Raw genomic sequence first — 23,494 nt, forward strand, 5'->3', positions numbered from 1 at the left:
ACATAGCCGGTCCTTGACGGCGGGCTCCGCTCGGAGCCCGCCGTAAGGCTGTCATGGCGGCGGGTCAGTCCTTGAGTTCGCAGATCACGGCGCCCGCGCTGACCGAGGCGCCGACGTTCGCGTTCAGGCTCTTGACGATGCCGCCGGAAGCGAGATCTCCAGCCGCTTGCCGCCGACCTCGACCACGACGGTCTCACGGGCGGTGGGCTCGTCGGTCTCATCCATCCCGGTCGGCGCGAACGGGGCGATCGTGTTGTTGAACTCGGTCTCGATCCAGCGGGTGTGGATCGTGAACGGCTCGCTGGTGAACGCCGGGTCCACGACCACCGCCTGGTGGAACGGGATCGCGGTGGCCATGCCCTCGACCTGGAACTCGGCCAGCGCGCGGGCGGCGCGCTGGAGGGCCTGGGTGCGGGTGGCGCCGGTGACGATCAGCTTGGCCAGCAGCGAGTCCCACGCCGGGCCGATGACGCTGCCGGACTCCACGCCCGCGTCCAGCCGGACACCGGGGCCGGCGGGCGGGACGAAGGAGGTCACCGTGCCGGGGGCGGGCAGGAAGTTGCGGCCCGGGTCCTCGCCGTTGATGCGGAACTCGAAGGAGTGGCCGCGCATCGGAGGATCGTCGTAGCCGATGGCCTCGCCGTCGGCGATGCGGAACATCTCGCGGACCAGGTCGATGCCGGTGACCTCTTCGGTGACCGGGTGCTCCACCTGGAGCCGGGTGTTGACCTCGAGGAAGGAGATGGTGCCGTCGTTGCCGACGAGGAACTCCACCGTCCCCGCCCCCACATAGCCGGCTTCCTTGAGGATGGCTTTGGAGGCGGCGTAGAGCTGGTCGTTCTGTTCCTGGGTCAGGAACGGGGCCGGGGCCTCCTCGACCAGCTTCTGGTGGCGGCGCTGGAGGGAGCAGTCACGGGTGGAGACGACCACGACGTTGCCGTGGGTGTCGGCCAGGCACTGGGTCTCCACATGGCGGGGTTTGTCGAGGTAGCGCTCGACGAAGCACTCGCCGCGGCCGAACGCCGCGACGGCCTCGCGGACGGCGGAGTCGTAGAGCTCGGGGACTTCTTCCATGGTGCGGGCGACCTTGAGGCCGCGTCCGCCGCCGCCGAAGGCGGCCTTGATGGCGATCGGCAGGCCGTGCTGTTCGGCGAAGGCCACGACCTCGTCCGCCCCGGAGACCGGGTCGGGGGTGCCGGCGACCAGTGGGGCGCCGGCGCGCTGGGCGATATGGCGGGCGGCGACCTTGTCGCCCAGGTCCCGGATGGCGTGCGGCGGGGGGCCGATCCAGGTCAGGCCCGCGTCGAGGACGGCCTGGGCGAATTCGGCGTTCTCGGAGAGGAATCCGTAGCCGGGGTGGACGGCGTCGGCGCCGGATTCGGCCGCCGCGGCAAGGACCTTGGCCTGGTCGAGATAGCTGGCCGCCGGGGTGTCACCGCCCAGCGCATAGGCTTCATCGGCCGCGCGCACATGACATGCGTCCCGGTCCGGATCGGCATAGACGGCTACGCTCGCGATCCCGGCATCCCGGCAGGCACGGGCAACACGGACAGCGATCTCGCCACGGTTGGCGATGAGCACCTTTTGCATGCTCTCTCTTCCCTCTTCCGAAAAGTTCCGCCCCGAGAGGGACGGTCAAGGTTGCTACCCCAGGGCCCGCTCAAGGAAATCCAGCACCACGCTCGCGTAGCCTTCAGGATCGGTCTCCAGCCCGAGCAGATGCTCGGCTCCCGGCAGGACGTGCGTCTCGGCCTGGGCATAGCGCTCGGCCAGCGCGTCCACCGAGGACGGCGGCACGATCGCATCGTGCTCGCCCGACATGAACAACAGGGGGATCTTGGCGAACTTGCCCGTCGCGGGCGGGGGCCACTGGGCCCGGAGCATGGCCGGGCCCACCGCGCACAGCGTCCGCGCCACCGCCGAACGGGCCGGCTCGCCCTTCAGCAGGGCGGGCAGCGGCAGCGCCTCCGCCTCCAGGAACTTGCGCAGCAGCGGCGGGACGTCGTGCCCCGGCCCGCTGTCGCACACCAGCGCGTCAAGTTCGAATCCGTCGTGCGTCAGCGCCCACATGGACGAGAAGCACGAGAACGAGAAGCCGTAGAAGGCTATCCGGGCCGTGCCGTATCCCCGCTGGTCGCGCAGGTGGGAGACCACGGAGGTGACATCGCTCGCGAACCGGTCGCCGAGCCCGAACAGCGCCCGGTCGTCGCTGCTGGCCCCATGGTTGCGGTGGTCGAACAGACAGACGGTGTACCCGGCGTCGTGCAGGAACTTGGCGTGGCGGAGGCTGTGGTCCTTCGCCGTGGCCATGCTGTGCCCGAGCACCACCACCTTCTCGGGGGACGCCGGGCACAGCCAGGTGTCCAGGTGCTTCCGCGCCGCGAAGGGCACCTTCAGCTCCGTACAGGGCAGCCCGTGGTCCCGTGGGTGCTCCCGCTGTTCCCGGCGCCGCGGATGGAAGGCCAGATACGCCAGCCTGGCCCCGTACAGCGGGGCGATCGGCAGGGCCGCGGCCGAGAGGGCGCGGGCTCCCAGAGAGGGGGAGCGCGCCGACGTCTGGCGTGGCTCGGGCATCTGCGTCCTCCAGGAGGGGGAGTGTCCGTCGGCGGTCAGGGCGTTCTCGTCTCGGTCGCGGCGAGTGGTGGAACGGGCGGGCGGGACGGGCGGGACGGGCGGGTGGGACGGGCGACAACGTGTGAACGAGCGGGCGGGCGAAGAGTCAGCCACAGCCTCCGGCGTGGCCCGGATCGGCCGATCGGGCGGCGGCGAAGTCGGTGTCCGAGGGCACGGCGGCGGGCGTGTCCCGGGAGCGGGCGCCGGATCGGTCACCGGAGTCCGGGCGCGGCCCGGAGCCGGAGCGGACCGCTTCGACGAAGGCCGGCAGCCGGTCCACACCCCAGAACTTGTCATAGCCATGGGTGAAGAACGGCACGCCGAACGCCCCGGCGTCGCTGAGCGCGAGCAGGGCCTGGAGTCCCCGGCCGCCGCGCAGCTCCTCGTCATCGGCGGCTGCCGCCGCCCGGCCGGCCGGAAGCCCCAGCTCACCGGCGATGGCCGCGATGGTCGTACGGTCGCAGATGTCGCGGCCCTCCTGCCAGCGCGCCCGGTAGAGGCGCTCGATGTAGGCGGGGCCGAGCCCCGCGTCCAGCGCCAGGAAGTACGGCAGATGCGGCACCTCCCAGACCGGGTCCTGATCCACCGGCCAGTTGACCGCGAGGCCGCGGTCGGTCGTCAGCCGGCGCACATCCTGGAGGATATAGAGATGCTTCTCCCGGGACATCGCCGTATACGGAAAGTGATGGCGTTGTTCGGCCATACGGCGCTCACCATCCGCGTCCGGTTCCCACCACGGGTGCCATTCCACCGCCTGTGCGACATCCGGATAGCGGTCCATCAGATCACGGTAGGCGATCCAGCAGTACGGGCTGCGGAAATTGAAATAGAAGCGCGGCACTTTGCTGCGCTTGGCTGCCACGTCCGTACCCCCTCGCTCGTCCGTCTCGTGCATGACGCTCATTGAGCGGCCCTCGGCCGGCGAACACCGCTCGAACAAAGGTGCCGACGCTGCCCGTCAGAGGACGATGCCGCCGTCGACCTGGAACACCGCACCGGTCACATACTCCGCTCCGACCAGGTACGCGACCATGTCGGCGACCTCCTCCGGACGGCCGAAGCGGCGCAGCGGGATGCTCTGCTCCGCCTCCTTGCGCACCCGGTCGGAAAGCTCCGCCGTCATATCGGTCTCGACGAAGCCGGGTGCCACCACATTGGCCCGTATGCCATACCGTCCGACCTCCTTGGCGAGCGACTTGGTGAAACCGATGATCCCCGCTTTGGAGGCCGCGTAATTGCTCTGGGTCGCATTGCCGTGGACACCGGCCACCGACGAGATGTTGATGACGCATCCGGACTTGCGTTTCATCATTCCGAACACCACGGAACGGCACAGGTGATAGGTGCCGTCCAGGTTGACCTCCAGGACGTCCCGCCACTCCTCGTCCTTCATCAGCAGCAGCGGATTGTCCCGGGTGATCCCGGCGGAGGTGACCGCGACATCGACCGGGCCGAGCGACTCCTCGGTGAAGGCGACCAGTTCGCGCACCGCGCCCGGGTCGCGGACATCCGCCTGCCGGCCGATCACCCGCCCGCCGCCGTGCCGCGCCGCCTCCGCCTCCAGCTCACGGGCGGCGTCGGGGCTGGAGTGATGGCAGAACGCCACGTCGAAGCCGTCCCGGGCCAGCCGCAGCACGGTGGACCGGCCTATGCCGCGGGAGCCGCCGGAGACCAGCGCGACGCGCGGCGTCGGCTCGTTGTCACCGGATGCGCGGCCCGTGTCGTCGGATATTCGGTCGGACATACGGTGAGGTCCTTCTCCCGGAGGTGGTGTTCGGTCAGAGGGGGTCGGGCACAGGGGGGTCGGGCACGGGCGGCGCGGCCACCGGCAGGTCGGCCGGGCCGGTCGGGCCGGTCGGGCCGGTCGGGCCGGTCGGGCCGGTCGGGCCGGTCACAGATGAGGCGGTCACGGGTGAGGCGGTCACGGGCGGGGCGGTCACGGGCGGGGCGTCCAGGTCGGAGGCCGGGCGCATGGTCATCGTCAGCCGCCCGATGGTGAGGACGGTCTCCTTCCCGACCAGGCTCTCGCCCTCGAAGACGAAGGTCTCGCCGACCTGGCGGGCCAATCGCACATGATGCTCCACCACATCGCCCGGCACCACCGGGCGGTGGAACTCGGCGTCGGTGATCCCGCCGAGCAGCATCGCCTTGCCCTTGCGTACATCGGGGTTGGGCTGGTCCCAGGCCACCAGCACCCCGGCCACATGGCACCAGGATTCGATGAGCACCGTCCACGGATAGTGGTAGTCCTCCTCGGACGCGGTGTCCGGCATCCCCTCGTACCAGGGCTCATTGCAGGTGACCGCCTTCAGCCCGCGGGCCCGCTCGCCCGGCACCAGCTCGGTGACCCGGTCCACCAGCAGCATGGGGTAGCGGTGCGGCAGCACCCGCTTGATCTCATCGACGGTGATCATCCGGCGTCCGCTCCTCGGCCCTGGCCCCTCCACTCCCCCGCCGCGGCCTCCGCGCCCCGGGCGTCCCGGTTCTCGAAGCGCAGCCTTATCTGCGCGGCGGGTCCGCGCCCGGTGGCCGCCGAGGCCCGGCAGCGCACCGCCCCGTCCTTGCGGGACCAGACGTATTCGCTGGTCAGCTCGTCTCCGGGGTAGACCGGGCTGAGGAAGCGGGAGGACTCGACGGCGGCCAGGACCCAGCGTCCGCCCGGTTCGCGCTCCGGCAGCGTGGCGAGGGCGCCGCGCTGGACGTACTCCACGACACAGACGCCGGGGAAGATGGCGAACCCGGGGAAGTGCCCGGCGAACACCTTCTCCGACGCGCCGACCACGGCCACGCACCGGGCGGGCCGCTCACCGGGGACGCCGGGGTCCACGACCTCCACGGTGCCGTCGACCGCTCCGCACGCGGCCGTCGTCATCTCACTTCCCCAGCTTCGAGGCGAGCAGATCGTGCACCTTGCGGAGCGTGGTGATGTCCTTCATCTCCCGCTCCTCCAGCTTCACCGAGTACTTCTTCTCCAGGACGACCATGACCTCGAGGGCCATCAGGGAGTCCACGCCCAGCGTCTTGACGAAGTCGGCGTCGTCGGTGACGTCCTCCTCGTCCACATCGAGCACATCCGCGACGAAGGTGCGCAGTTCATCCATGTCCAGGGCGGCGGTGGCGTCGGCCATGCGGGGGTCTCCTTCCGCTCTCAAAGCGTGAGGCTCAGCGGGGTTCGGGGGCTTCGGGTGTTTCGGAGGTCTCAGGGGCTTCGGAGTTCTCGGGTGTTTCGGAGTTCTCGGGGGCCTCAGGGGTTTCGGGCGTGGTGAGCTCGGCGAGGGCGTCGGCCGACTCGACCGGGACGGTGAGCGCGCCCTTCGCGATCCGGCGGATCATGCCGGTCAACTGGCGCCCGGGGCCCAGCTCCACGAACCGGGTGCAGCCCAGTTCACCGGCGAGCGTGCGGACGCTCTCCTCCCAGCGCACCCGGCTGGTGAGCTGGTTCAGTTCGAGCTCCCGCCAGTGCTCGCCGCTCGCGTACGGGCGGGCGTCCACGTTGGCGACGACCGGGAGGTGCTCGGCGGCGAACCGCACGGCGGCCAGCGCCTCGCGCACATCGTCGGCGGCCGAGGCCATCAGCGGGCTGTGGAAGGCGCCGCCGACGGCGAGCCGGATCACCTTGCCCTGGCTCTCGACGGCCAGTTCGGCGAGCCGGTCCACGGCCTCGGCGGTGCCCGAGAGCACGATGGCGCCGGGTGCGTTGACATTGGCGATCCAGACCTGGCCGCCGTCCTCCTGGACCCGGCCGACCAGCGCCTCCACGGTCTCGGGGCCGAGCCGCACCACGGCGGCCATGGTGCCCGGCGACCGCTCGGCGCACGCACGCATGGCCCGGCCGCGGGCGGCGACGAGACGGGCGGTGTCGGCGAGCGGCAGGGCCCCGGCGGCGTGCAGCGCGGTGTACTCGCCCAGGCTGTGCCCGGCGCAGGCCACCACCCCGCCCAGCAGCCCGGCGGCCGCCGCCTCGCGGTGGGCGACCACCTCGGTGGTGAAGACGGCGATCTGGGCGAGATCGGTGCGACGCAGCGTCTCGTCGTCGGCCTTCAGCAGGAGTTCCTCGACGTCGATACCGGTGTACTCCGATATCTCGGCCACCAGCGCCCAGGACGCGGTCTCCCGCCACGCCTGGCCCATGCCCGCCTTCTGGGCGCCCTGCCCGGGGAAGACCAGCGCCGTACGGGGCGCCTCTCCGCCGGGGGCGTCGCCCGTCGTCTCTCGGTCCGTCATCTCAACCAGCTCCTTCAGCTCAGGGGGCGGCCGGCCCGTCACCGGATCCGCAGCATGGCCGCGCCGACCACGCCGTCCCGGTCCACGGTGGTGACCAGGGCGGTGTCGCCCGAGGCGATCTCCTTGCGCTCGGCCATCGCCAGAACGGCGGCGATCTGGAAGGCCGCCGCGGCGGCGCAGGTGTCCCCGACGGTGTCGGCGGCCGTGATCCGCGGCGGCTCCGCACCCCCGAGGGCGTCGGCGAGGGCGGCGCGCTCGGCCTCCCCCTCGGCGCCGGGGGCGCCGGAGTCGGCGACGGCGCTCAGCTCGCCGGGGGTCACGCCGGTGCGGTCCAGCAGCCGGCCGATCGCCTCGGCGAGCACCGTACGGGCCTGCTTCGCGTCCGCCGCGCAGCCGAACTCCAGGCCCAGGACCTCGGCGAGCCCCTTACGGCCGTGTTCGCGCGCCGAGGCGTCGGGCTCCAGCAGCCATACGGCCGCGCCCTCGCCGAGGACGGCGGCGCTGTCGGCGCTCTCCTCGTCCGCCCGGGCGTGCCACTCCAGCCAGGCGCGGGCGGAGGAGAACTCCTCGACCGCCCCGCACAGCACGGCCTGGGCCCGTCCGGCGCGCTGTAGCCGCAGCGCGTACCGGAGGGCGAGCAGTGCGGTGGCGCGGCCGCCCGCGATGGTGGTGTTGGGGCCCCTGAGCCCGTGCCAGATGGCGGACTGACCGGCCGCGCAGTTCATCACGGTGTTGGGGAACCGGGCCGGGTCCACGTAGAAGGGCTTCTTCCCCACCAGCGAGTCCCGGGTGAAGTCCATGATGCTCTGGGCGGAGCCGGTGCTGGTGCCGAGCGCAAGGCCGGTCTCCTCGCCCACCCCCGGCAGCCGCTCGGCCCCCTCGTCCTCCCGCTCCCCGGTGAGCAGATGGCGGATCGCGGTGACGGCCAGTCCGGTGGCCCGGTCCATGGAGCGGGTGCCCTTGCGGCCGAGGATCTGCCGGATGTGGAAGTCGGGCACGAGGCCGGCCTCGCGGAACGGCACCGACCACTCCTCGGGGTCCAGCGGGCGTCCGGCCGCGCGGCCGGACCGCAGGGCCGCGGTGAAGTCGGCCGCGCGCAGTCCCAGGGGCGATACGGCGGTCCAGGCCGAGATGACCGGGGCTGCCCCGCCGGGGGCGTTGACCATGGGTTCGGGTACTCCTTCGGTAGAGGCCCGGGGGCCGTGGGAGGGGCGGGTCACAGAAACCACACCTGTTCGTAGGAGGGCCAGCGGGCCGCGAGGTCGTCGCCCTCGATGACGCGTACGCCGGGCAGCAGCCGCTCGGCGGCGGTGCGGCCGAGCGCGGCCAGGCCGTCCCGCTCGACCAGCACGGTCACCCCGGCGGCCAGCAGCTTGGCCACGGAGGCGGGTGGGTGGGGCAGGGTGTCCAGGGTGCGGTTGCCCAGGCGCAGCGTGGGCCGCGGGCCCGTGTCGAGGGCGTAGCCGACGGCGGGGCCGCGCAGCGCCACGTCGCAGCCGCCGCTCTGCCGGTGCAGATCGGGCACGCAGTACAGCACGTCGGCGTACTGGGTCTCGATCGAGCCCCGGTACGCCTTCTCCACGATCACCAGCCAGCGCGCCTGATCGCCCATGGCTCAGCACACCCCCATGAGCAGGCTCTTGTCCGCCGCGTTCACATGCTCGGCGAAGACGAAGGGGGCTCGCATGCGCACCTGCGGAATCTGCTCGGCGGCGCCCCGTTCCTCGGCGCAGTAGCGGCATACGTACCAGTACAGCCGGTCCGGGTGATCCTCGATCAGCTCGCGGACGACGCGGGCGGTGGACGGATGCTCGCGCCCCAGGTCGGTGTAGTCGCGCGGTTTGCTCTCGCCGAGGGCCGCGCCGGTCAGCCGGGTGGCGTCGCCGCAGGTCCAGATCTGCACCCTGGCCCCCCGGGCGAGCAGCGCGGACGCCAGCCGCAGCGCCGAGGTGACCAGGTCGCTCTGGTGGGGCGCGCCGAAGAGGTTGAGCAGCACATCGGTACGGGGAACGGGCCTGGGCATCAGTGCCACACCGCCCTGACCCGCGGTTCCAGCAGCTTGGCGGCCACCTCGTCCATCTCCACCAGCCGCGCCCTGGGCGTCAGATCGGCGGCGGGCAGGGCGCGCTGGGCGGCGGAGAAGGAGTCCACCCACAGCTCGCCGCCGTCGCCGAGAAACGTCTCGATGCCCGGCGCGGTGCCCGGGACGGCGGCGGTCACGCCGTTCTCGACGAGGAACAGCACCACCTGGTGGCCGTCCCTGGCCAGCCGCGCGGCGTCGCCGAGGAACCGCTCGCAGGCGGGTCCGGTCTGCGGCCCGCCCGTCTCGATCAGCAGATGGGCCGTCATGTCAACAGCTCACCTCCGTCCACGCCGATCACATTGCCGGTGATCCAGGAGGAGTCGGTGCGCGAGAGCAGCGAGACGGCCTCGGCGACGTCCTCGGGCCGGGTCAGCCGCCGGTGCGGATTGAGGTCCCGTGCGTGGACGGCGAGCCGGTCGCTGCCGGGGATGCGTTCCATGGACGGGGTCGGGGTCACCCCGGCGCGCAGCGCGTTGACGGCGATACCGGAGGGGGCGAGCTCCAGGGCGAGCTGGCGTACATGGGACTCCAGGGCGGCCTTGGCCGCGGAGACGGCGCCGTAGTGGGGCATCACCCGGGTGCCCCCGGCGCTGGTCATCGCGTACACCTTGGCGCCCTCGCGCAGCAGCCCCGCGGTGAACAGGTCCTGGGTCCAGTAGACGAGGGAGTGCGCCATCACGTCGAGGGTCATGTTCATCTGGCGGGCGGTCAGGCTGTCCTCGCCCTCGGCGCCGACGTACGGCAGCAGGGTGCCGAAGGCCAGGGAGTGCACCACGATCCGGATGCCCGTGCCGCCGGTCAGCTCCTCGAACCGGGGCAGCAGCTCCTCGCGGGTGCGGGCGGAGGCCGCGTTGGCGTTGAAGAAGTGGGCCTCGACGCCGTGGCCGCGCATCTCCTCGCGGGCGACGGCGGCCTTCTCCTGGCCGTCGGTGGTGTCGAAGTGGACGCCCAGGATGTGGACGCCCTCGCGGGCCAGTTCATGGGCGATGGCCAGGCCCATACCGCTGGAGGCGCCCAGGACCAGGCACCAGGAACCCTCGAGTCGGGTGATCATCGGCCGCTCGCCCTCCGTCGTCCGCTCATCGGCTGCTCGCTTCCGCACCGGCCCCGCTCGGGGTGACCAGGCAGACCGCGATGTTCCCCTCGGCCGCCGCGGTGACGACGGCATGGGCGTGGCCCGCCGGGGCGCCGAAGGCGGCGGCCACGCGCGCCACCGGCTCCAGGGCGCCCGCGCCCGCCGGGACCCGCTCGGGCTTCCCGGCCGCTGTCCGCCCGCCCGGCACCTGCGCGTCCAGCACCTGCTCCGCCGGCGCCTGCTCCTCCAGCGCCGCCGCCACGGCCTCGCCGACCGGGGAGCCGTCCAGGACGGCGGTGACGGCCAGGGGCTGGTCCGGCCGGTGGCCGAGGGCGTCCAGCGCGTCCCGCAGCAGCGCCGCGGCGCGCTCGGTCCCCTCGGCGGAGGCGGCCACCCGCGGCGGCAGGAAGAACGAGCGGACGCCCACCCGGCCCAGCGCCGCCGCCCCCCGGCTCCGGGCGGCCGTCTCGGGCTCCAGCACCAGCGCGACGGCCCCGGCCTCCGAGGTGTCGGCCCCCGGTTCGCCCTCGGGCAGCGCCTCCTCGGTGGCCCCGGCCAGCAGCCACCGGGCCCGGCCCGTGGCGATGGCGCGCTGGCCGTTCTGGAGCGCTTCGAGGCCCGCGACCCGGGGGCTGGTGAAGGTGAGGTTGAAGCCCTTGAGGTCGTGTTCGGTGGCCAGCCGGCTGCCGAAGAGGTTGATGGAGAAGTAGGGCGCGGTGACCGGGGACAGATCCCCGGCCCCGGTGGCGGTGACCGTACGGTCCATGGCGTGGTGCAGGGCGACGGCCGCGCTGTTGGTGCCCACCGCGGCGCCCCGCTCCTCGGGCCCGACCGCCTCCAGGGCGTCCGGGCCCGCCTGTGCCAGCGCGCCCTTGGCCGCGGCGAGGAAGTACTGGGAGGCGGCGGGCAGATACTTGTAGCCGTGCCGGCCGAGCGCCGTACGGAAGTCGAAGCCGTCCGCGCCCACGGTGCCGATGCCCGTCACCACCAGGCCGACGGCCGGTTCGCTGCGCGCCGCCTCCTCGTTCGCTTCTCCGCCCACGCGGCGGTCAGGCGCGGCCTTCGTCGCCGTCCGCGGCCCGGCGGCCGCACCTGCGTCGCTCACGCGGCGGCCTCCCCGAAGACGAGCGAGATGTTGTTGCCCCCGAAGGCGTAGGCGTTGACCAGCCCATACGCCCCGGTCATGGGCGCGGAGCCGTACGCCAGCGGCACCGCGCACTCCGGGTCCGGGGTGCCGATCGGCACATTCGGCGGCAGCGTCTTGTGGTGCAGCACCAGACTGGCGGCCAGCGCGGCGAACGCCCCCGCCGCGCCGCCGGTGTGCCCGATGAGCGCCTTGACGCTGTAGAGCGGCGTCCGGGGGGTCAGCGCGTCCAGCACCTGGCTCTCCACGACGTCGTTGAGCGCGGTGCCGGTGCCGTGCGGGATCACGAACCCCAGCCCGCCGGAGCCTGATTCGGCCCCTGCCCCGGCCCCCGCCTCCCGCAGCGCCACGCGCATCGCGCGCTCGATCTGCTCGCCGGACGGCTCGGGGGCGGTCGCGTGGTAGGCGTCGCAGCTCCAACCGGCGCCCGCCAGACGGCCGTAGACGGTGCGCGCGCCGCGTGCGCGGGCGTGCGAGGCGGACTCCAGGACGAGTACGGCGGCACCCTCGCCGAAGACGGTGCCGCGCCGCTCGGCGGCGAACGGGCGGCAGCGCTCGGGGTCGATGGCGCCCAGCCGGTTGAAGCAGGCGAGGGCGACCCGGGAGTACGCCTCGGCGCCGCCCGCGATGACCACGTCGGCCTCGCCGGAGCGGATCAGATCGGCGGCCATCGACAGCGCGTAGCCGCTGGCGGCGCACGCGTTGCTGACACAGGTGTTGACGCCCTGCGCGCCGAACCAGCCGCCGACCACCGAGGCCAGCGGAAAGGCGGGCGCCCAGCGGCCGGACGCGGGCGCCTCGCCGGTCCACCAGCCCTCGTGCAGATCCGTGTCGCCCATACCGGTGCTGAGGGCGACGGCCACCCGGCGCGGATCGAGCCCGGCGCCCGTGGCGCCCGAGGCATCCGGCCCCGGCAACACGGCGAGCCCCGCGTCCGTGACCGCCTCGCGCGCCGCCGCGAGCGCGAACTGGGAGCCGCGCCCCAGCGGCAGCCCGTCCTGTTCCACCGGCCCGTCCGGAAGGTCGGCCTCCGGCACCAGGTACATCAGCGGATGGTCCATATGCGCGAGCGGATCGGGGACCCGCACCGGCGCGGTGTCCGCCGCGTGCATCCCCCGCCAGAAGGCGTCCGTGCCCGTGCCCAGCGGGGACAGCGCGCCGAGGCCGGTGACCAGTACGTCGTCCATCAGGTGCCGCTCTGCTTTCCGGCCAGCGCGTCCAGCACCCGCTGGTCGAAGGGGACCAGCCGCCAGTCACTGCGGTTCTCGATCACCGCGTAGCCGTGCGTGATCCGGCCGGTGGCGGTGAGGGTGAGGGTGCCGTCACGGACGACGAAGCAGTCCATCCGGGCGGTGTAGGTGAGGTCCTTGAAGATCTCCTCGACCGTGTAGACGGTGTAGAGGTCCTCCTCCATCACCGCCTCGTCGATGACGCGCACCGAGGACCGGGGGACGACCGGTATCCACCTGCGGTCGTCCAGCAGGGTCTTGATGGAGATGCCGCGGTCCAGCACGAAGCGGTCCTTGGCCTCCTCCATCAGCCGCAGATAGCCGGACATCTGGAGCCGCTCGGTGAAGTGGCAGTACGGATAGGGGATGTTCCACTTCCAGGCGTAGGCGTTGCGGCCCTCGGTCAGCGAGGCCAGGACGGCGTCCTCGTCGCCGTCCGGCATCGCCACCCGGATCCGCGCGAGGTCGCCGGTGGGCCCCTCGGCCCCCAGCCGGTCCACCACGAACGGCGCGAATTCGGCGGGGGGTTCGGCGGGCTCCGGCAGATAGGCGTCGGCGCGCAGCGAGACCCGCACCTTGGCGGCGACGGCCTTGAGGACCGAACCGTCGCGCTCCACACGCAGGGTCACCCGGAAACCGAGGGTGCGGTCCTCGTCGGCGGTGTCCGGCGTCACCTCGGCCTCGGCCACGTCGTCCATGTGGAGGGCGTGCAGGATGCGGGTCTCCAGGGCGACGATGTCCAGTCCGAGACCGTGCTCCTCGTACAGCCGGCGAGCGGGCGCCCCGGAGTCCGCGAAGTGCACCAGCACGGCTTCCTCGACGAGGTAGTTGACGTGTTTGAAGCCGATCCAGGTGCAGATGTTCGAGCCCTCGTAGCGCGGGCGCAGCCGGACGGTGGTGGCGTCCGTCAGCAGGACTTTGGTCGACATCGGCGGGGCGGCGGCGGTCATCGGGAACACTCCATGGAGATAAGGGGGGCACGTGGCGGGTGCGGGTGGCACCGGTCGGGCGTGGGGCGCAGCAGCAGTCCGGCCACGGCGTCCGCGGTGTCATCACCGCTGGTGATCAGCGCCTGGCGGGACGCGGGCACGGGCCCCGGGCCCGGCGCGGCCCCGGGACCGGCGGCGAAGGCGGTACGGCTCCCGGCCCCCGCTCCCGGCCCGGCTGGTGGCCCTGCGGCTTGTGGCCCTGCGGCTTGCGACTCCGCGGCTTCCGGCCCGGCGTCTCGCGGCCCGGCGCCGGTCTCGGCGTGCGCCCCGGCCTCGGCACGGGCCAGCCAGCCGATGGCCGCCGCGCACTGGAGCACCCCGAGGGCCCCGGAGGCCCGGCCCACCGCGCTGGTGACGTCGTAGCGCGGCACGGACTCCGGCACCGGTACGGCCCCGGCGGGCCCGTCGGTCACGACCCCGGCCCCGGCCCCGGCCCCGGCCCCGGCGGGCCCCTCGGCGTAACGCTCGGGGGTGAACCAGACGCCGGGCGCGGCGCCGCCCGGCAGCACGGCCGCCACACAGCCGCTGAGCCCGGCCCGCCGTTCGTACGGGCCGAGCGCGGCGGCGGCTCGCGCCCCCCGGGCCTCGGCCCACCGGGCGCCCTCCACGACGAGGGCCGCCGCACCGTCCAGCAGCTCATCGGCGGAGCGGCCGAGCAGATCCTCCACGACGGCGTTGTGCGTCTCCACGCCGATCACCACCGCGCGCCGGACCCGGCCCGCCGCGACCAGCGTGGCGCCCCAGTGGACGGCGTCCAGGCCGGATGTCGCCCCGTTGCACAGCATCAGGTTGGGACCGCGCAGACCGTGGCGGATGGCCACCCACGAGGCGATCACATTGCTGGAGGCGTTCGGCAGGCTCATGGGGCTGAGGTCCACGGCCGACCGCTCGGCGATGGCGGCGGCGGTGAGGCAGGCGGTGTCGAGGTTGCCCAGGTTGGAGCTGGCGACCACGCCCACGGTGTCGCCGGGCACCGTCAGCTCCTCGCCGTCGGAGGGGATCAGTTGGGCGTTCCGGAGCGCGTCGAGCGCGGCGCACAGCGCCAGCCGGGTGGCCCGGTCCTTGTAGCGGTGGCCCCGGCGGCCGATCCGGGCGGCGGTGTCGAACGGTTCGGCGGCGGGTCCGGTGACGGGGCAGGCGGTGCGGCGCAGCAGTGCGTCGGGGGTGTCGGCGCCCGGGAGGGCCAGGCCGACGCCGGTGACGACGACTTCGCCGGGGCCTTGCGTCATCGGCCGGCCCTCTCCACGATGGCGACCGCGTTGACACCGCCGAAGCCGAACGCGTCGATCTGCGCGACCCGCAGATCCCCGCCGTCCCGCGCCTCCTCCCGGACGAACCGGAACGCCTCGGCCTCGGGCAGCGGTTCGGCCAGGCCCAGGGTGGGCGGCACCCGGCCCGATGCCAGGGACTCCAGCGCGACGATCAGGCTGAGCAGACCGGAGCCGCCCGAGGTGTGGCCGGTCATGGACTTGATGGCGGTCATCAGGGGCCCGCGCACCTCATGGCCGAAGACCTCGGCGATGGCGGCGGCCTCGGCGGCGTCGTTGAGCTGGGTACCGGTGCCGTGCAGCAGCACCAGATCGATATCGCCGGGTTTGACGCCGGCCCGCCACTGCGCCTCGTGCACCGCCCGCGCGATGCCGCGGGGGTCGGGGGCGGTCACATGGCGCGCGTCGCAGTTCATGCTGACGGCGCGCACCCGGCCGAGCGCGCCGGTGCCCGCGCCGGGCTCCTCCCGGCGCAGCACCACGGCCGCCGCGCCGTCGCCCATCAGCACCCCGCGGCGGTCCCGGTCGAACGGCCGGACGCGGTCGGGGGGTTCGCTGTTGACCCGGTCCAGCAGCCCGTACATCGACTCGGTGAGGGTGTCCACACCGGCCACCACCACGGTGTCCTCGGCCCCGGTGGTCAGCAGGTCGGCGGCGAGTGCGAGCGCGTAGAGGGAGGCCGAGCAGGCCCCGGAGAAGGTGTGGGTGCGCACCGCGCCGAAACGTGTCCGCAGTGCGGTGCCGAAGTGCAGCCGGCCGATGTCGAAGGGCGTGCCGTCGCGCCAGGCGAGTTCGGCGGAGCGCAGTTCCCGCAGCCCGGTGCCGACGAGGACGGGCACCTCGCTGAGGTCATCGCCGAGCCCGGCCTGGGCCGCGGCCTCGCCGACCGCGCGCAGCAGCCAGTCGGTGGCGCGGCCCGGGAGGTCGGTGCCGGGCGCGGGGCGGTCGTCGATCTCGTAGGCGTGGCGGGTCCGGTACCGCTCCGGGTCGAAGCCGCGCAGTTCGCCGAGTCCGCTGATGCCGGCGCACAGAGCCTGGAAGACCTCGTCGACGCCCTCGCCCACGCTCGCCACGGCCCCGGCGCCGGTCACCAGCGGACTCATGACCAGTCCGCTCGGCTCTTGCCGAAGATGACGACGGCGTTGTTGCCGCCGAAGGCCAGGCCGTTGTTCTGGACCACCTTCAGATCGGCGTCCACGGCCTGGTTGGGCACACAGTCCAGACCGCATTCCGGGTCGGTCTCTTGGTGGTTGATGGTCGGTGGGATGAAGCCCTCGGTGAGCGCGAGGGCGCAGGCGATCGAGGCCAGTGCCCCGGCGGCGCCCATGGAATGGCCGATCATCGACTTGATGGAGACCGTGCGCGGCGGGGCGGTGTCCCCGAACACCTGGCGGATGGCACGGGCCTCGGTGATGTCGTTGGCCTTGGTGCCGGTGCCGTGCGCGGAGATGAAGTCGACCTCTTCCGGCTTGACGTGGGCGTTGTCCAGGGCCAGCCGCATACAGCGGGCCACGCTGTCCTGGTTGGGGGCCACGGGGTGGTCCGCGTCGCAGTTGAGTCCGTAGCCGAGGACCTCGGCGTAGATACGGGCGCCCCGGGCCAGCGCCGACTCCAGGCTCTCCAGCACCAGGATGCCCGCGCCCTCGCCGGTGAGGATGCCCTTGCGGTCCTTGTCGAAGGGCTGGCAGCGCTCGGGGGCGATGGTGCCCAGGCGGTAGAAGCCGGTGAAGGTCTTACGGCACAGGGCGTCGGCGCCGCCGCACAGCGCGAGGTCCACGTCCCCGGCGCGGATGGCGTCGAAGCCGTAGCCGATCGCGTAGTTCCCGGCGGCACACGCGGTGGGGAGGGTGACCGCCTCGGCCCGGGTGAGGCCGAACTCCTGGGCGATCGCACTCGAAAGCCGTCCGGCGGGCACCCGCCGGGCGACCGTGGGATCCATCCGCTCGGGCCCCAGGTCCACTTCCTCCTCGACCAAATGGTCCAGGTCCCTGGACTCGCCGTCGGTCGTGCCGACGGAGATCAGACAGGGGATGTCGCGCAGCGCGCTCTCCGACTCGGCGAATCCGGCGTCGGCCACCGCCATACGGGCCGCCGCGACCGAGAACCGGCTCGCCCGGCCCAGCGTCCGCACATCGAGATTTCGAATCCACCGGTCCGGCTCGAAATCCTTTACCTCACACGCCGTAGAGCGGTCGAAGCCCTCCGTGTCGAACGCGGTGATGGGGCCCGCCGCGCTCTTCCCGGCGCGCAGTCCGGCGAGGAATTCCGCCGCGCCGATGCCGATCCCGGACACCGCCCCGAGACCGGTGACGACGACCCTGCGACCCGGCTCACCACGCATTTCGCCCTGCCTTCCGAGAGACCGCCCGGATCCGGCGGTCACCAGCCCGCCGCGTCGGAGACAACCTCGTAGACGCCTTGAAGGTTCACCATCCGGCTGAGTTCGGACTGGTCTATGACGATATTGAAGGTCTTCTCCAAAGCCGCGAGTATTTCAATGGCACGCAGTGAATCCGCGTCGTGCTCTTCTTTGAAGAGACTGGTCTCAGTGACCTCGTCGGGGTCGATCTCAAGAATATCGGTGACGATTTCCTTGATGGTTTCACGACGCTCTTCGACGATGGCGGTCATTACCGCGCACCTCCATTTTCGGGCATGGGCAAAGCGACGAAGCTTCCGCTGACGCTAGGCGCCGGTCCGGGAGGGGACAACCCCAGAGTCCACTAGCTGTCACATGCCGGGTGAACACCAGCATTCGACTGGTCCGGGTGTCATAAAGCTGCACACGGCAGCCGGTTACCGCGTGGTCAGAACTTGGAATCTTGCAGGAAGCTGCCAGGTTGCCGACGGACAGAAGCGTGCCAATATCGTTCAAACCGCCAACAACCCGGCTGCTGCCCGGGTGTGTGGTCCGCCCCTACTCGGGGTCGGACTCCATCAGCCCGGCGCGCACGGCGCGCACTCCGGCCTGGAACCGCGATTCGACCTGTAGGTCCCGCATGATGTCGGCCACATAGCGACGGTAGGTACGCACCGAAAGGCCGAGTTTGCGAGCCGCGGCGTCGTCCTTGTAGCCCTCCGCCATCAGCTTCAGCACCTCGCGCAGCACCCGGCCGCGCGCACCGCCCTCGAACGACAGGGGCCGCATCGGGCGCTGGGCCGTGTCCCACATGCCGCACAGCAGTTGATGCAGCATATCGGCCACGGTCGAGTTCTGGATCATCGAGGCGCGGGAGCCGCCGGGCTCACCCGGCGAGGCGTCGGGCGCGATGACCGCGGCGCCGTCCACGACCACCAGCTCCTGCCGCACCCCCTCGCAGACGCGCACCTCCAGGTGCGCCACGGTCCCCACCGAGCGCTGCCACGCCGCGCCCCGGATGACGCCCGGCGGGCAGAGCATCCGGGTTCTGACCCCCTTGCCCGCGAGTTGGGCGAGCGTCTGTCCGACCAGCCGGGCGTGGTCCTCGCCCGTCACCTCGGGCAGGCTCCAGATCACATCCCGCTCGGCGCGCAGCACCAGCCGCGCCACCCACCCGGCCACGGCCTCCCCGGCCACCGGCAGTTCGGCGGACGCCGAGGCCAGCGCGGAGCGGCGGTGGTGGTGCACCGCGGACTCCAGCAGGCGTAACGCCTGGCCCAGAGTCTCCTCCAGGTTGTCCGACCCCATGTCCGGCTCCGTTCGAACCGCTCTCCCCGCGCCCACCTCCGCGTCAAATCCGTCAATAGGCACTCGCCCATTTGGTTGAATTCCGAAATGGCTCAAAGGACACCCCCGTTCCCTTTCCGGGAACAGTAACGAGCCCCCTGGCACACGGCAAGGAAGATCGTTCCTTATGGGACACTTCCCGCCGGGAAATACCCTCGCGTTCCGGCCACGACACCTCCCCGTGTCGGCAAGGGGCTGCGCCCCCGCTCGGCGGATTGGTAACTTCCTCTAGAGCCAGCACGCCATCCCTTGCCATACGACGCGGACCCCCCACACCTCCCCTCGGGTCCCGAAAGGCGCCGCCCCCATGGCTGCACAGAACACCGCGACCACCGATGCCGCGCAGGCCGGTTCCGCACACTCCCCCACCGGCCGCCAATGGCTCGCGCTCTCGGTGCTCGTCCTGTCCCAACTCGCGGTGTGGCTGGACAACACCGTGCTCAATGTGGCCCTCAAGACCCTCGCCGATCCCGACGAAGGTCTCGGGGCGAGCCCCAATCAGCTCCAGTGGAGCATCAGCTCCTACACCCTGGTCTTCGCGGTGCTGCTGTTCACCGGCGGAGTGCTCGCCGACCGCTACGGCCACCGCCGCTTACTGCTGACCGGCATGGTCCTCTTCGGTGCGGCCTCCGCCTGGGCCGCCTACTCCGGCTCGGCCACCGAACTCATCGTGGCCCGCGGCGCGATGGGCATCGGCAGCGCCCTGATCATGCCCGCGACCCTCGCCCTGATCGCCCAGGTCTTCGACGAACGGCACCGGGCCACCGCCATCGCGATCTGGTCGGGTTCCAGTGGAATCGCGATCGCGACCGGGCCGATGCTCAGCGGAGTGCTGCTCGACCACTTCTGGTGGGGGTCGGTCTTCCTGGTCAATGTGCCGATCGTGGTGCTCTGCGTGGCCGGTTCGTTCGTCTTTCTGCCCGGTGTGGTCACCCGGGTGCGGCAGAAGTTCGACCCGCTCGGCGTGCTGCTCTCCACCGCCGGGCTCTTCGCCATCGTCTGGGGCGTCATCGAGGGCGGCCACCGCAACGACTGGACCGATCCGGCCATCGTCGCCTCGTTGGCCGGGGGCGTGCTGCTGGTCGTGGTCTTCGTCCTCGTCGAACTGCGCGTCGCCAACCCCAGTTTCGACGTCCGGCTCTTCCGCGACATCCGCTTCACCGGCGCCAGCGTCGCCGTCATGCTCACGTTCTTCGGGCTCAACGGCTCGATGTACTACACCAGCTTCTATCTTCAGGGCGTCCATGGCCAGACGCCGCTGGAGTGCGGGCTGTCGATCGCCCCGGTCGCCCTCGGCGTGCTGCTGGGCGCCCCCCTCTCGGCCAAGCTGGTACGGAACCACGGGGTGCGCCCGGTGGTCACCGCGGCCATGCTGATCGCCACCACCGGCTTCGTCGCCTATGTCTTCCTGGACGAGACCAGCGGACTGCCGCTGTTCTGGGTCTTCCTCATCCTCCAGGGCCTGGGCATGGGCGCCGCCGTCGCCCCCACCACCGAGGCGATCATGGCCATCCTCCCCGCCGACCGGACCGGCGCGGGCTCCGCCGTCAACAACTCGCTGCGGCAGATCGGCGGGGTCCTCGGAGTGGCGGTCCTCGGCTCCGTCCTGGTCAGCGTCTACCGCGACCGGGTCACCCCCCGGCTGAGCGGGCTGCCCTCCGGTGACGCGGCCGCCGCCGGGGAATCGCCCGAGGCCACCCGGCTGCTCGGCGCGAAGATGCGGCTGCCGCGGCTGTCGGACATCGCCGACGAGGGGTTCGTCCACGCCATGCATGTGGCCTCCGTCGTCGGCGCTGCCGCCGCCGCGGCCGGAGCAGTGATCATCTGGTGGGCGTTCCGCCGGACATCTTCCGGTGCGCGATCCAGCATGTGATCGTTCTTCCTTGCCACCCCTGTCCCCCCGACATAGCCTCCCGGCACAACATCCGTAATCCGGAAGGCAGTTCACATGCGTACAACTGTCATCACGGCGGCAGGCCAGGTGGAGATCCGAGAGATACCTGCCCCCGACATCGGTGACTCCGAGGTGCTGGTACGCATCGCGGCCTGCGGTATCTGCACCATGGAGGCCAATCTCTACGCGGGCCGGATGACGGTCTACCCGGCCGCCGCCGGACATGAGATCTCCGGCTGGGTCGAGCGGATCGGCGCCAAGGCCGCCACGCTGGCGGACATGCCCGCCGTCGGCTCCCTCGTCACCCTCGACGGACTGCCGCGCTGCGGGGCCTGCCGAAGCTGCCGGCGCGGTCAGACCGCCATCTGTGTCGCGCTCCAGGGGCATAAGCGGGAGGACGGCGCGATCACCATGGGCGCGGGGCTCGCCGAGTACATCGCGCTGCCCGCCGCACGGGTGTGGCCGGCCGGCGACACCGACCCCGCCATCGCCGCCATGGGCGAACCGCTGGCCTGTGTGGTCCACTCGCTGCGCCGCGGCGGCTTCCGCGCCGGGGACCGGCTCACCGTCATCGGCGCCGGCTATATGGGCCATCTCCACCTCGCCGTCGCCGCGCATCTATCGGCCCGCGGCGTCGCGGTGGTGGAACGGGACGAGCAGCGGCTGGCCGCCATCGCGGCGGCGGGCGCCGACGCGGCCGTCACCCCCGAGGACATCGGCGAGCTGCCCCCGGCGGACGTGGTCGTCGTGACCATCGCGTCCAAGGAGGCCATCGCCGCCGCCCTCGCCGCGGTCGCCGACGGCGGCACCATCGTCCTCTACGGCGGCGGCCCCGGCGGCCCGCCCGCCGAGCTGCCCGGCTACGAGGTGCACCGCCGCCAGTTGACCGTCACCGGCTCCTTCAGCCATGAGCCGGACGACTGGCGCGCCGCCTCCGAACTGCTGCGCGGCGGGCGGCTGTCCGCGCGGCTGGAGGCGCTGGTCACCGCGCGCTACCCGCTGGACGAGGTCGAGAAGGCGCTCAAGCAGGCCGCCGAAACCCCCGTCTACCGCGTGGTCGTCACGCCGTAACGGCTCCGCGCCGGGCGCATCGCCGGCACAGTCACCAGTCAGTCACCAGTCACCAGTCACCAGTCACCAGTCACCAGTCACCAGTCACCAGTCACCAGTCACCAACAGAAAGGATTCACCTCCGTGTCCCTGCGCGTAGGCGTGCAACTCCACCCCCAGCACACCGGAATCGCCGAGCTGCGCACCGCGTGGCGCGAGGCCGACGCCCTCGGGGTCGACTCGCTGTGGACCTGGGACCACTTCCTGCCGCACACCGGCGACCCCGCCGGGCGCCACTACGAGTGCTGGTCGCTGCTGTCCGCGATGGCGGTCGAGACCCAGCGGGCCATCATCGGGCCGCTGGTGAGCTGCACCGCGTTCCGCAATCCGGATCTGCTGGCGGACATGGCCCGCACCGTCGACCAGCTCAGCGGCGGGCGGCTGGTGCTGGGTCTTGGCGCGGGCTGGTTCGAGGCCGAGCACACCGAGTACGGGCTGCCCTTCCCCGGACCGGCCGGGCGCATGGACGCCTTCGCCGCGTCCGTCACCGCCGTCAAGGGGCGGCTGGCCAAGCTCAACCCCGGCCCCGCGGGCCCGCTTCCACTGCTGATCGGCGGCGCCGGGCGGCGGCGCACCCTGGAGCTGGTGGCCCGCGAGGCCGACTGGTGGAACTGGTACGGCTGGGCCTCCGAGGACCCGGTCGCCGACTTCCGCGAGCTGAACGGCGTCCTGGACCAGTGGTGCGAGCGGGTCGGCCGGGACCCGGGCCAGGTGGCCCGCACGGTGATGGTCAATCCGGACCAACTGCCGCTGGTCGAGGGGTTCGCCGAGGCCGGGGCGGTCCATGTGGTGCTCTCCCTCCCGGCCCCGTACGACCTGCGCAAGGCCGAGGAGCTGCTCAAGGTGCGCGCCGCGCTCACCTCGTGACGGCCCCGCGCGCGACGGCGCCCCGCACGCCCCTGGGGCGCCGCTTCGGCCTGCTCATGGGCGCACTGCTGCTCTCGAGCCTGGGCAATGGGCTGTGCTTCCCGTTCACCTCGATCTACGTCAGCCAGTTGCTGGGGCTCGGCGGCCGGGCGGCGGGCGGCTACTTCATCGCGATGGCGGCGGCCAGCTTCGCTGCCGCCCTGGCCGGCGGGCCGCTGGCCGACCGGGGCGGCCCGCACCGGGTGGGCGCGCTGGGCGCCGCGGCGCTCGCGGCCGGATACGCCCTGCTGGCACCGGCCGGCGCGGTGCCGCTGGTGCTCGCCTCGGGGGTGTGCGTCGGGGTCGGCTTCGGGCTCTTCTACGCCTCGATCGTGGGCGTCGTGGACACGGCCGTCCCCGAGAGCGGCCGCCGCGCGGCCTTCGCCATCCGGCATATCGTCAACAACGCCGGGATCGGGCTGGGTTCGGTCGCGGCGGGGCTCGCGCTGCACGGCACGGACACCCCGGCGGGCACGCTGCGCTGGCTGTACCTGGCCAACGGGCTGGCGGCGCTGCCGCTGATCGCGGTGATCCTGGGCGTACGGCCCCGGGCCGGAGCCGAGGCGACGGAGGCAAAGGAGGCAAAGGAACGGTCCGGCGACGCCCAGCCGTCCGGGCCCGGGCCGACCTATCGCTCCCTGCTGCGCGCCCGTCCCATGGCCCTGCTGATCCTGGCCCAGGCGCTCTTCGCGATCGTCGGCTTCACCCAGATCGAGGCGACCGTACCGCTGCTGCTGCACGACCGGATGGCGGTCACGCTGGGCTGGGTCAGCGTGGTGGTGGCGGCCAACTCCTTCGCCCTGATCGCCCTTCAGCCGCTGCTGCGCGGCCGGTTGGAGCGGCTGCCGGAGACCGTGGTCCTGGCGGGCGGTCCGGTGCTGTGGGCGGTGGCGTTCGGCTGCGGCCTGGGCGCGGCGCTGGCCGGTGAGGCGGCTCCGGCCGCCGTGCGGTACGGGCTGCTGCTGGCCTTCGCGGTGGTCTTCGCGGCGGGCGAGCTGATGTACTCCTCCGCCTTCTATCCGCTGCTGCTGCGCTGGTCGGGCGAGGAAGCGGTGGGCCGGGCGAGCGCGCTCGCGTCGCTGGCCTGGAATCTGGGCACGGCCTCCGGGCCGCCGCTCGGGCTGTTCATCGTCGCCCACGCCTCGGCGACGGGAAGCTGGCTGGCGCTCGCACTGGGCGCGGCGGCCGCGTTCACCGTGACCGCCGCGCTGTACGGCCGGACGGCGAGCACCTGAGAACCGCCCGACCCGAAC

General features: G+C 72.5%; 24 protein-coding genes and 1 pseudogene. 4 read left to right on the forward strand and 21 right to left on the reverse strand.

Annotated features, from left to right (window positions below):
• Positions 1-138: 138 nt before the first annotated feature.
• From ACK1X7_RS19210 to ACK1X7_RS19310, 21 genes and pseudogenes are all read right to left on the reverse strand, one after another.
• A pseudogene (locus ACK1X7_RS19210) lies at positions 139-1,590 on the reverse strand (acetyl-CoA carboxylase biotin carboxylase subunit); the annotation flags it as partial.
• A 54-nt stretch (positions 1,591-1,644) separates the two neighbouring features.
• On the reverse strand, positions 1,645-2,574 hold the full coding sequence (locus ACK1X7_RS19215; protein WP_361513669.1) for an alpha/beta hydrolase: 930 nt from the start codon (positions 2,572-2,574) through the stop codon (positions 1,645-1,647).
• A 145-nt stretch (positions 2,575-2,719) separates the two neighbouring features.
• Positions 2,720-3,517 (reverse strand): 2-hydroxychromene-2-carboxylate isomerase, encoded by a 798-nt coding sequence (locus ACK1X7_RS19220; protein ID WP_385144487.1) that lies wholly within the window; start codon positions 3,515-3,517, stop codon positions 2,720-2,722.
• 54 nt (positions 3,518-3,571) lie between these two features.
• The gene (fabG, locus tag ACK1X7_RS19225; RefSeq protein ID WP_413115396.1) at positions 3,572-4,357 is read right to left on the reverse strand and encodes a 3-oxoacyl-ACP reductase FabG; all 786 of its coding nucleotides are present in this window, start codon (positions 4,355-4,357) and stop codon (positions 3,572-3,574) included.
• 34 nt (positions 4,358-4,391) lie between these two features.
• Complete coding sequence (locus ACK1X7_RS19230; protein ID WP_413115397.1) at positions 4,392-5,027, reverse strand: 3-hydroxyacyl-ACP dehydratase FabZ family protein; 636 nt, start codon at positions 5,025-5,027, stop codon at positions 4,392-4,394.
• On the reverse strand, positions 5,024-5,485 hold the full coding sequence (locus ACK1X7_RS19235) for a 3-hydroxyacyl-ACP dehydratase (protein WP_413115398.1): 462 nt from the start codon (positions 5,483-5,485) through the stop codon (positions 5,024-5,026). Before ACK1X7_RS19235 ends, ACK1X7_RS19230 begins: the two co-directional genes overlap by 4 nt.
• 1 nt (position 5,486) lies before the next feature.
• On the reverse strand, positions 5,487-5,741 hold the full coding sequence (locus ACK1X7_RS19240) for an acyl carrier protein (protein WP_211125396.1): 255 nt from the start codon (positions 5,739-5,741) through the stop codon (positions 5,487-5,489).
• A 34-nt stretch (positions 5,742-5,775) separates the two neighbouring features.
• The gene (locus ACK1X7_RS19245; RefSeq protein WP_413115399.1) at positions 5,776-6,837 is read right to left on the reverse strand and encodes an ACP S-malonyltransferase; all 1,062 of its coding nucleotides are present in this window, start codon (positions 6,835-6,837) and stop codon (positions 5,776-5,778) included.
• Between the two features lie 38 nt (positions 6,838-6,875).
• Positions 6,876-8,003 (reverse strand): beta-ketoacyl synthase N-terminal-like domain-containing protein, encoded by a 1,128-nt coding sequence (locus tag ACK1X7_RS19250; RefSeq protein WP_385144477.1) that lies wholly within the window; start codon positions 8,001-8,003, stop codon positions 6,876-6,878.
• 50 nt (positions 8,004-8,053) lie between these two features.
• On the reverse strand, positions 8,054-8,449 hold the full coding sequence (locus tag ACK1X7_RS19255; RefSeq protein WP_382956154.1) for a hypothetical protein: 396 nt from the start codon (positions 8,447-8,449) through the stop codon (positions 8,054-8,056).
• A 3-nt stretch (positions 8,450-8,452) separates the two neighbouring features.
• Positions 8,453-8,860, reverse strand: a complete 408-nt coding sequence (locus ACK1X7_RS19260; protein ID WP_385144475.1) for a hypothetical protein — start codon at positions 8,858-8,860, stop codon at positions 8,453-8,455.
• Positions 8,860-9,186, reverse strand: coding sequence for a hypothetical protein (locus ACK1X7_RS19265; RefSeq protein WP_385144473.1), 327 nt, complete (start codon positions 9,184-9,186; stop codon positions 8,860-8,862). The genes ACK1X7_RS19260 and ACK1X7_RS19265 overlap by 1 nt, the downstream gene beginning before the upstream one ends.
• The gene (locus ACK1X7_RS19270; RefSeq protein ID WP_059148466.1) at positions 9,183-9,974 is read right to left on the reverse strand and encodes an SDR family oxidoreductase; all 792 of its coding nucleotides are present in this window, start codon (positions 9,972-9,974) and stop codon (positions 9,183-9,185) included. Before ACK1X7_RS19270 ends, ACK1X7_RS19265 begins: the two co-directional genes overlap by 4 nt.
• A gap of 25 nt (positions 9,975-9,999) precedes the next feature.
• Complete coding sequence (locus ACK1X7_RS19275; RefSeq protein ID WP_385144471.1) at positions 10,000-11,100, reverse strand: beta-ketoacyl synthase N-terminal-like domain-containing protein; 1,101 nt, start codon at positions 11,098-11,100, stop codon at positions 10,000-10,002.
• Positions 11,097-12,326 (reverse strand): beta-ketoacyl-[acyl-carrier-protein] synthase family protein, encoded by a 1,230-nt coding sequence (locus ACK1X7_RS19280; RefSeq protein ID WP_385144469.1) that lies wholly within the window; start codon positions 12,324-12,326, stop codon positions 11,097-11,099. The genes ACK1X7_RS19275 and ACK1X7_RS19280 overlap by 4 nt, the downstream gene beginning before the upstream one ends.
• Positions 12,326-13,318 carry a hypothetical protein gene (locus ACK1X7_RS19285; protein WP_390793538.1) on the reverse strand — a complete coding sequence of 331 codons (993 nt, stop codon included), beginning with the start codon at positions 13,316-13,318 and terminating at the stop codon, positions 12,326-12,328. The genes ACK1X7_RS19280 and ACK1X7_RS19285 overlap by 1 nt, the downstream gene beginning before the upstream one ends.
• Positions 13,315-14,586 carry a beta-ketoacyl synthase N-terminal-like domain-containing protein gene (locus ACK1X7_RS19290; protein ID WP_413115400.1) on the reverse strand — a complete coding sequence of 424 codons (1,272 nt, stop codon included), beginning with the start codon at positions 14,584-14,586 and terminating at the stop codon, positions 13,315-13,317. Before ACK1X7_RS19290 ends, ACK1X7_RS19285 begins: the two co-directional genes overlap by 4 nt.
• Complete coding sequence (locus ACK1X7_RS19295) at positions 14,583-15,728, reverse strand: beta-ketoacyl synthase N-terminal-like domain-containing protein (protein WP_390793536.1); 1,146 nt, start codon at positions 15,726-15,728, stop codon at positions 14,583-14,585. The genes ACK1X7_RS19290 and ACK1X7_RS19295 overlap by 4 nt, the downstream gene beginning before the upstream one ends.
• The gene (locus ACK1X7_RS19300) at positions 15,725-16,966 is read right to left on the reverse strand and encodes a beta-ketoacyl-[acyl-carrier-protein] synthase family protein (RefSeq protein ID WP_385144461.1); all 1,242 of its coding nucleotides are present in this window, start codon (positions 16,964-16,966) and stop codon (positions 15,725-15,727) included. The genes ACK1X7_RS19295 and ACK1X7_RS19300 overlap by 4 nt, the downstream gene beginning before the upstream one ends.
• A 38-nt stretch (positions 16,967-17,004) precedes the next feature.
• A complete protein-coding gene (locus tag ACK1X7_RS19305) occupies positions 17,005-17,256 on the reverse strand; it encodes an acyl carrier protein (RefSeq protein WP_216347199.1) in 252 nt (83 codons plus the stop codon).
• 286 nt (positions 17,257-17,542) lie between these two features.
• Positions 17,543-18,292 (reverse strand): helix-turn-helix transcriptional regulator, encoded by a 750-nt coding sequence (locus ACK1X7_RS19310; protein WP_385144459.1) that lies wholly within the window; start codon positions 18,290-18,292, stop codon positions 17,543-17,545.
• A gap of 346 nt (positions 18,293-18,638) precedes the next feature.
• On the opposite strand from ACK1X7_RS19310, the gene ACK1X7_RS19315 reads away from it, so the two are divergent.
• From ACK1X7_RS19315 to ACK1X7_RS19330, 4 genes are all read left to right on the forward strand, one after another.
• The gene (locus ACK1X7_RS19315; RefSeq protein ID WP_385144457.1) at positions 18,639-20,204 is read left to right on the forward strand and encodes an MFS transporter; all 1,566 of its coding nucleotides are present in this window, start codon (positions 18,639-18,641) and stop codon (positions 20,202-20,204) included.
• A gap of 75 nt (positions 20,205-20,279) precedes the next feature.
• Positions 20,280-21,296: a zinc-dependent alcohol dehydrogenase gene (locus ACK1X7_RS19320; protein WP_413115401.1), complete on the forward strand. Its 1,017-nt coding sequence runs from the start codon at positions 20,280-20,282 to the stop codon at positions 21,294-21,296.
• Positions 21,297-21,419: 123 nt separating this feature from the next.
• Entirely contained in the window at positions 21,420-22,202 is a 783-nt protein-coding gene (locus ACK1X7_RS19325) for an LLM class F420-dependent oxidoreductase (protein WP_385144453.1), read from the forward strand.
• Positions 22,199-23,476, forward strand: a complete 1,278-nt coding sequence (locus ACK1X7_RS19330) for an MFS transporter (protein WP_413115402.1) — start codon at positions 22,199-22,201, stop codon at positions 23,474-23,476. Before ACK1X7_RS19325 ends, ACK1X7_RS19330 begins: the two co-directional genes overlap by 4 nt.
• Positions 23,477-23,494: the final 18 nt, after the last annotated feature.

This window comes from Streptomyces sp. CY-1 (assembly GCF_047218265.1).
Lineage (GTDB): Bacteria > Actinomycetota > Actinomycetes > Streptomycetales > Streptomycetaceae > Streptomyces > Streptomyces niphimycinicus.

Excerpts from the sequence above, each read along its gene's own strand:
- ACK1X7_RS19215 (WP_361513669.1), bottom strand. The coding sequence starts at position 2,574 with ATGCCCGAGCCACGCCAGACGTCGGCGCGCTCCCCCTCTCTGGGAGCC.
- ACK1X7_RS19220 (WP_385144487.1), bottom strand. The coding sequence starts at position 3,517 with ATGAGCGTCATGCACGAGACGGACGAGCGAGGGGGTACGGACGTGGCA.
- fabG (WP_413115396.1), bottom strand. The coding sequence starts at position 4,357 with ATGTCCGACCGAATATCCGACGACACGGGCCGCGCATCCGGTGACAAC.
- ACK1X7_RS19230 (WP_413115397.1), bottom strand. The coding sequence starts at position 5,027 with ATGATCACCGTCGATGAGATCAAGCGGGTGCTGCCGCACCGCTACCCC.
- ACK1X7_RS19235 (WP_413115398.1), bottom strand. The coding sequence starts at position 5,485 with ATGACGACGGCCGCGTGCGGAGCGGTCGACGGCACCGTGGAGGTCGTG.
- ACK1X7_RS19240 (WP_211125396.1), bottom strand. The coding sequence starts at position 5,741 with ATGGCCGACGCCACCGCCGCCCTGGACATGGATGAACTGCGCACCTTC.
- ACK1X7_RS19245 (WP_413115399.1), bottom strand. The coding sequence starts at position 6,837 with ATGACGGACCGAGAGACGACGGGCGACGCCCCCGGCGGAGAGGCGCCC.
- ACK1X7_RS19250 (WP_385144477.1), bottom strand. The coding sequence starts at position 8,003 with ATGGTCAACGCCCCCGGCGGGGCAGCCCCGGTCATCTCGGCCTGGACC.
- ACK1X7_RS19255 (WP_382956154.1), bottom strand. The coding sequence starts at position 8,449 with ATGGGCGATCAGGCGCGCTGGCTGGTGATCGTGGAGAAGGCGTACCGG.
- ACK1X7_RS19260 (WP_385144475.1), bottom strand. The coding sequence starts at position 8,860 with ATGCCCAGGCCCGTTCCCCGTACCGATGTGCTGCTCAACCTCTTCGGC.
- ACK1X7_RS19265 (WP_385144473.1), bottom strand. The coding sequence starts at position 9,186 with ATGACGGCCCATCTGCTGATCGAGACGGGCGGGCCGCAGACCGGACCC.
- ACK1X7_RS19270 (WP_059148466.1), bottom strand. The coding sequence starts at position 9,974 with ATGATCACCCGACTCGAGGGTTCCTGGTGCCTGGTCCTGGGCGCCTCC.
- ACK1X7_RS19280 (WP_385144469.1), bottom strand. The coding sequence starts at position 12,326 with ATGGACGACGTACTGGTCACCGGCCTCGGCGCGCTGTCCCCGCTGGGC.
- ACK1X7_RS19285 (WP_390793538.1), bottom strand. The coding sequence starts at position 13,318 with ATGACCGCCGCCGCCCCGCCGATGTCGACCAAAGTCCTGCTGACGGAC.
- ACK1X7_RS19290 (WP_413115400.1), bottom strand. The coding sequence starts at position 14,586 with ATGACGCAAGGCCCCGGCGAAGTCGTCGTCACCGGCGTCGGCCTGGCC.
- ACK1X7_RS19295 (WP_390793536.1), bottom strand. The coding sequence starts at position 15,728 with ATGAGTCCGCTGGTGACCGGCGCCGGGGCCGTGGCGAGCGTGGGCGAG.
- ACK1X7_RS19300 (WP_385144461.1), bottom strand. The coding sequence starts at position 16,966 with ATGCGTGGTGAGCCGGGTCGCAGGGTCGTCGTCACCGGTCTCGGGGCG.
- ACK1X7_RS19305 (WP_216347199.1), bottom strand. The coding sequence starts at position 17,256 with ATGACCGCCATCGTCGAAGAGCGTCGTGAAACCATCAAGGAAATCGTC.
- ACK1X7_RS19310 (WP_385144459.1), bottom strand. The coding sequence starts at position 18,292 with ATGGGGTCGGACAACCTGGAGGAGACTCTGGGCCAGGCGTTACGCCTG.
- ACK1X7_RS19315 (WP_385144457.1), top strand. The coding sequence starts at position 18,639 with ATGGCTGCACAGAACACCGCGACCACCGATGCCGCGCAGGCCGGTTCC.
- ACK1X7_RS19320 (WP_413115401.1), top strand. The coding sequence starts at position 20,280 with ATGCGTACAACTGTCATCACGGCGGCAGGCCAGGTGGAGATCCGAGAG.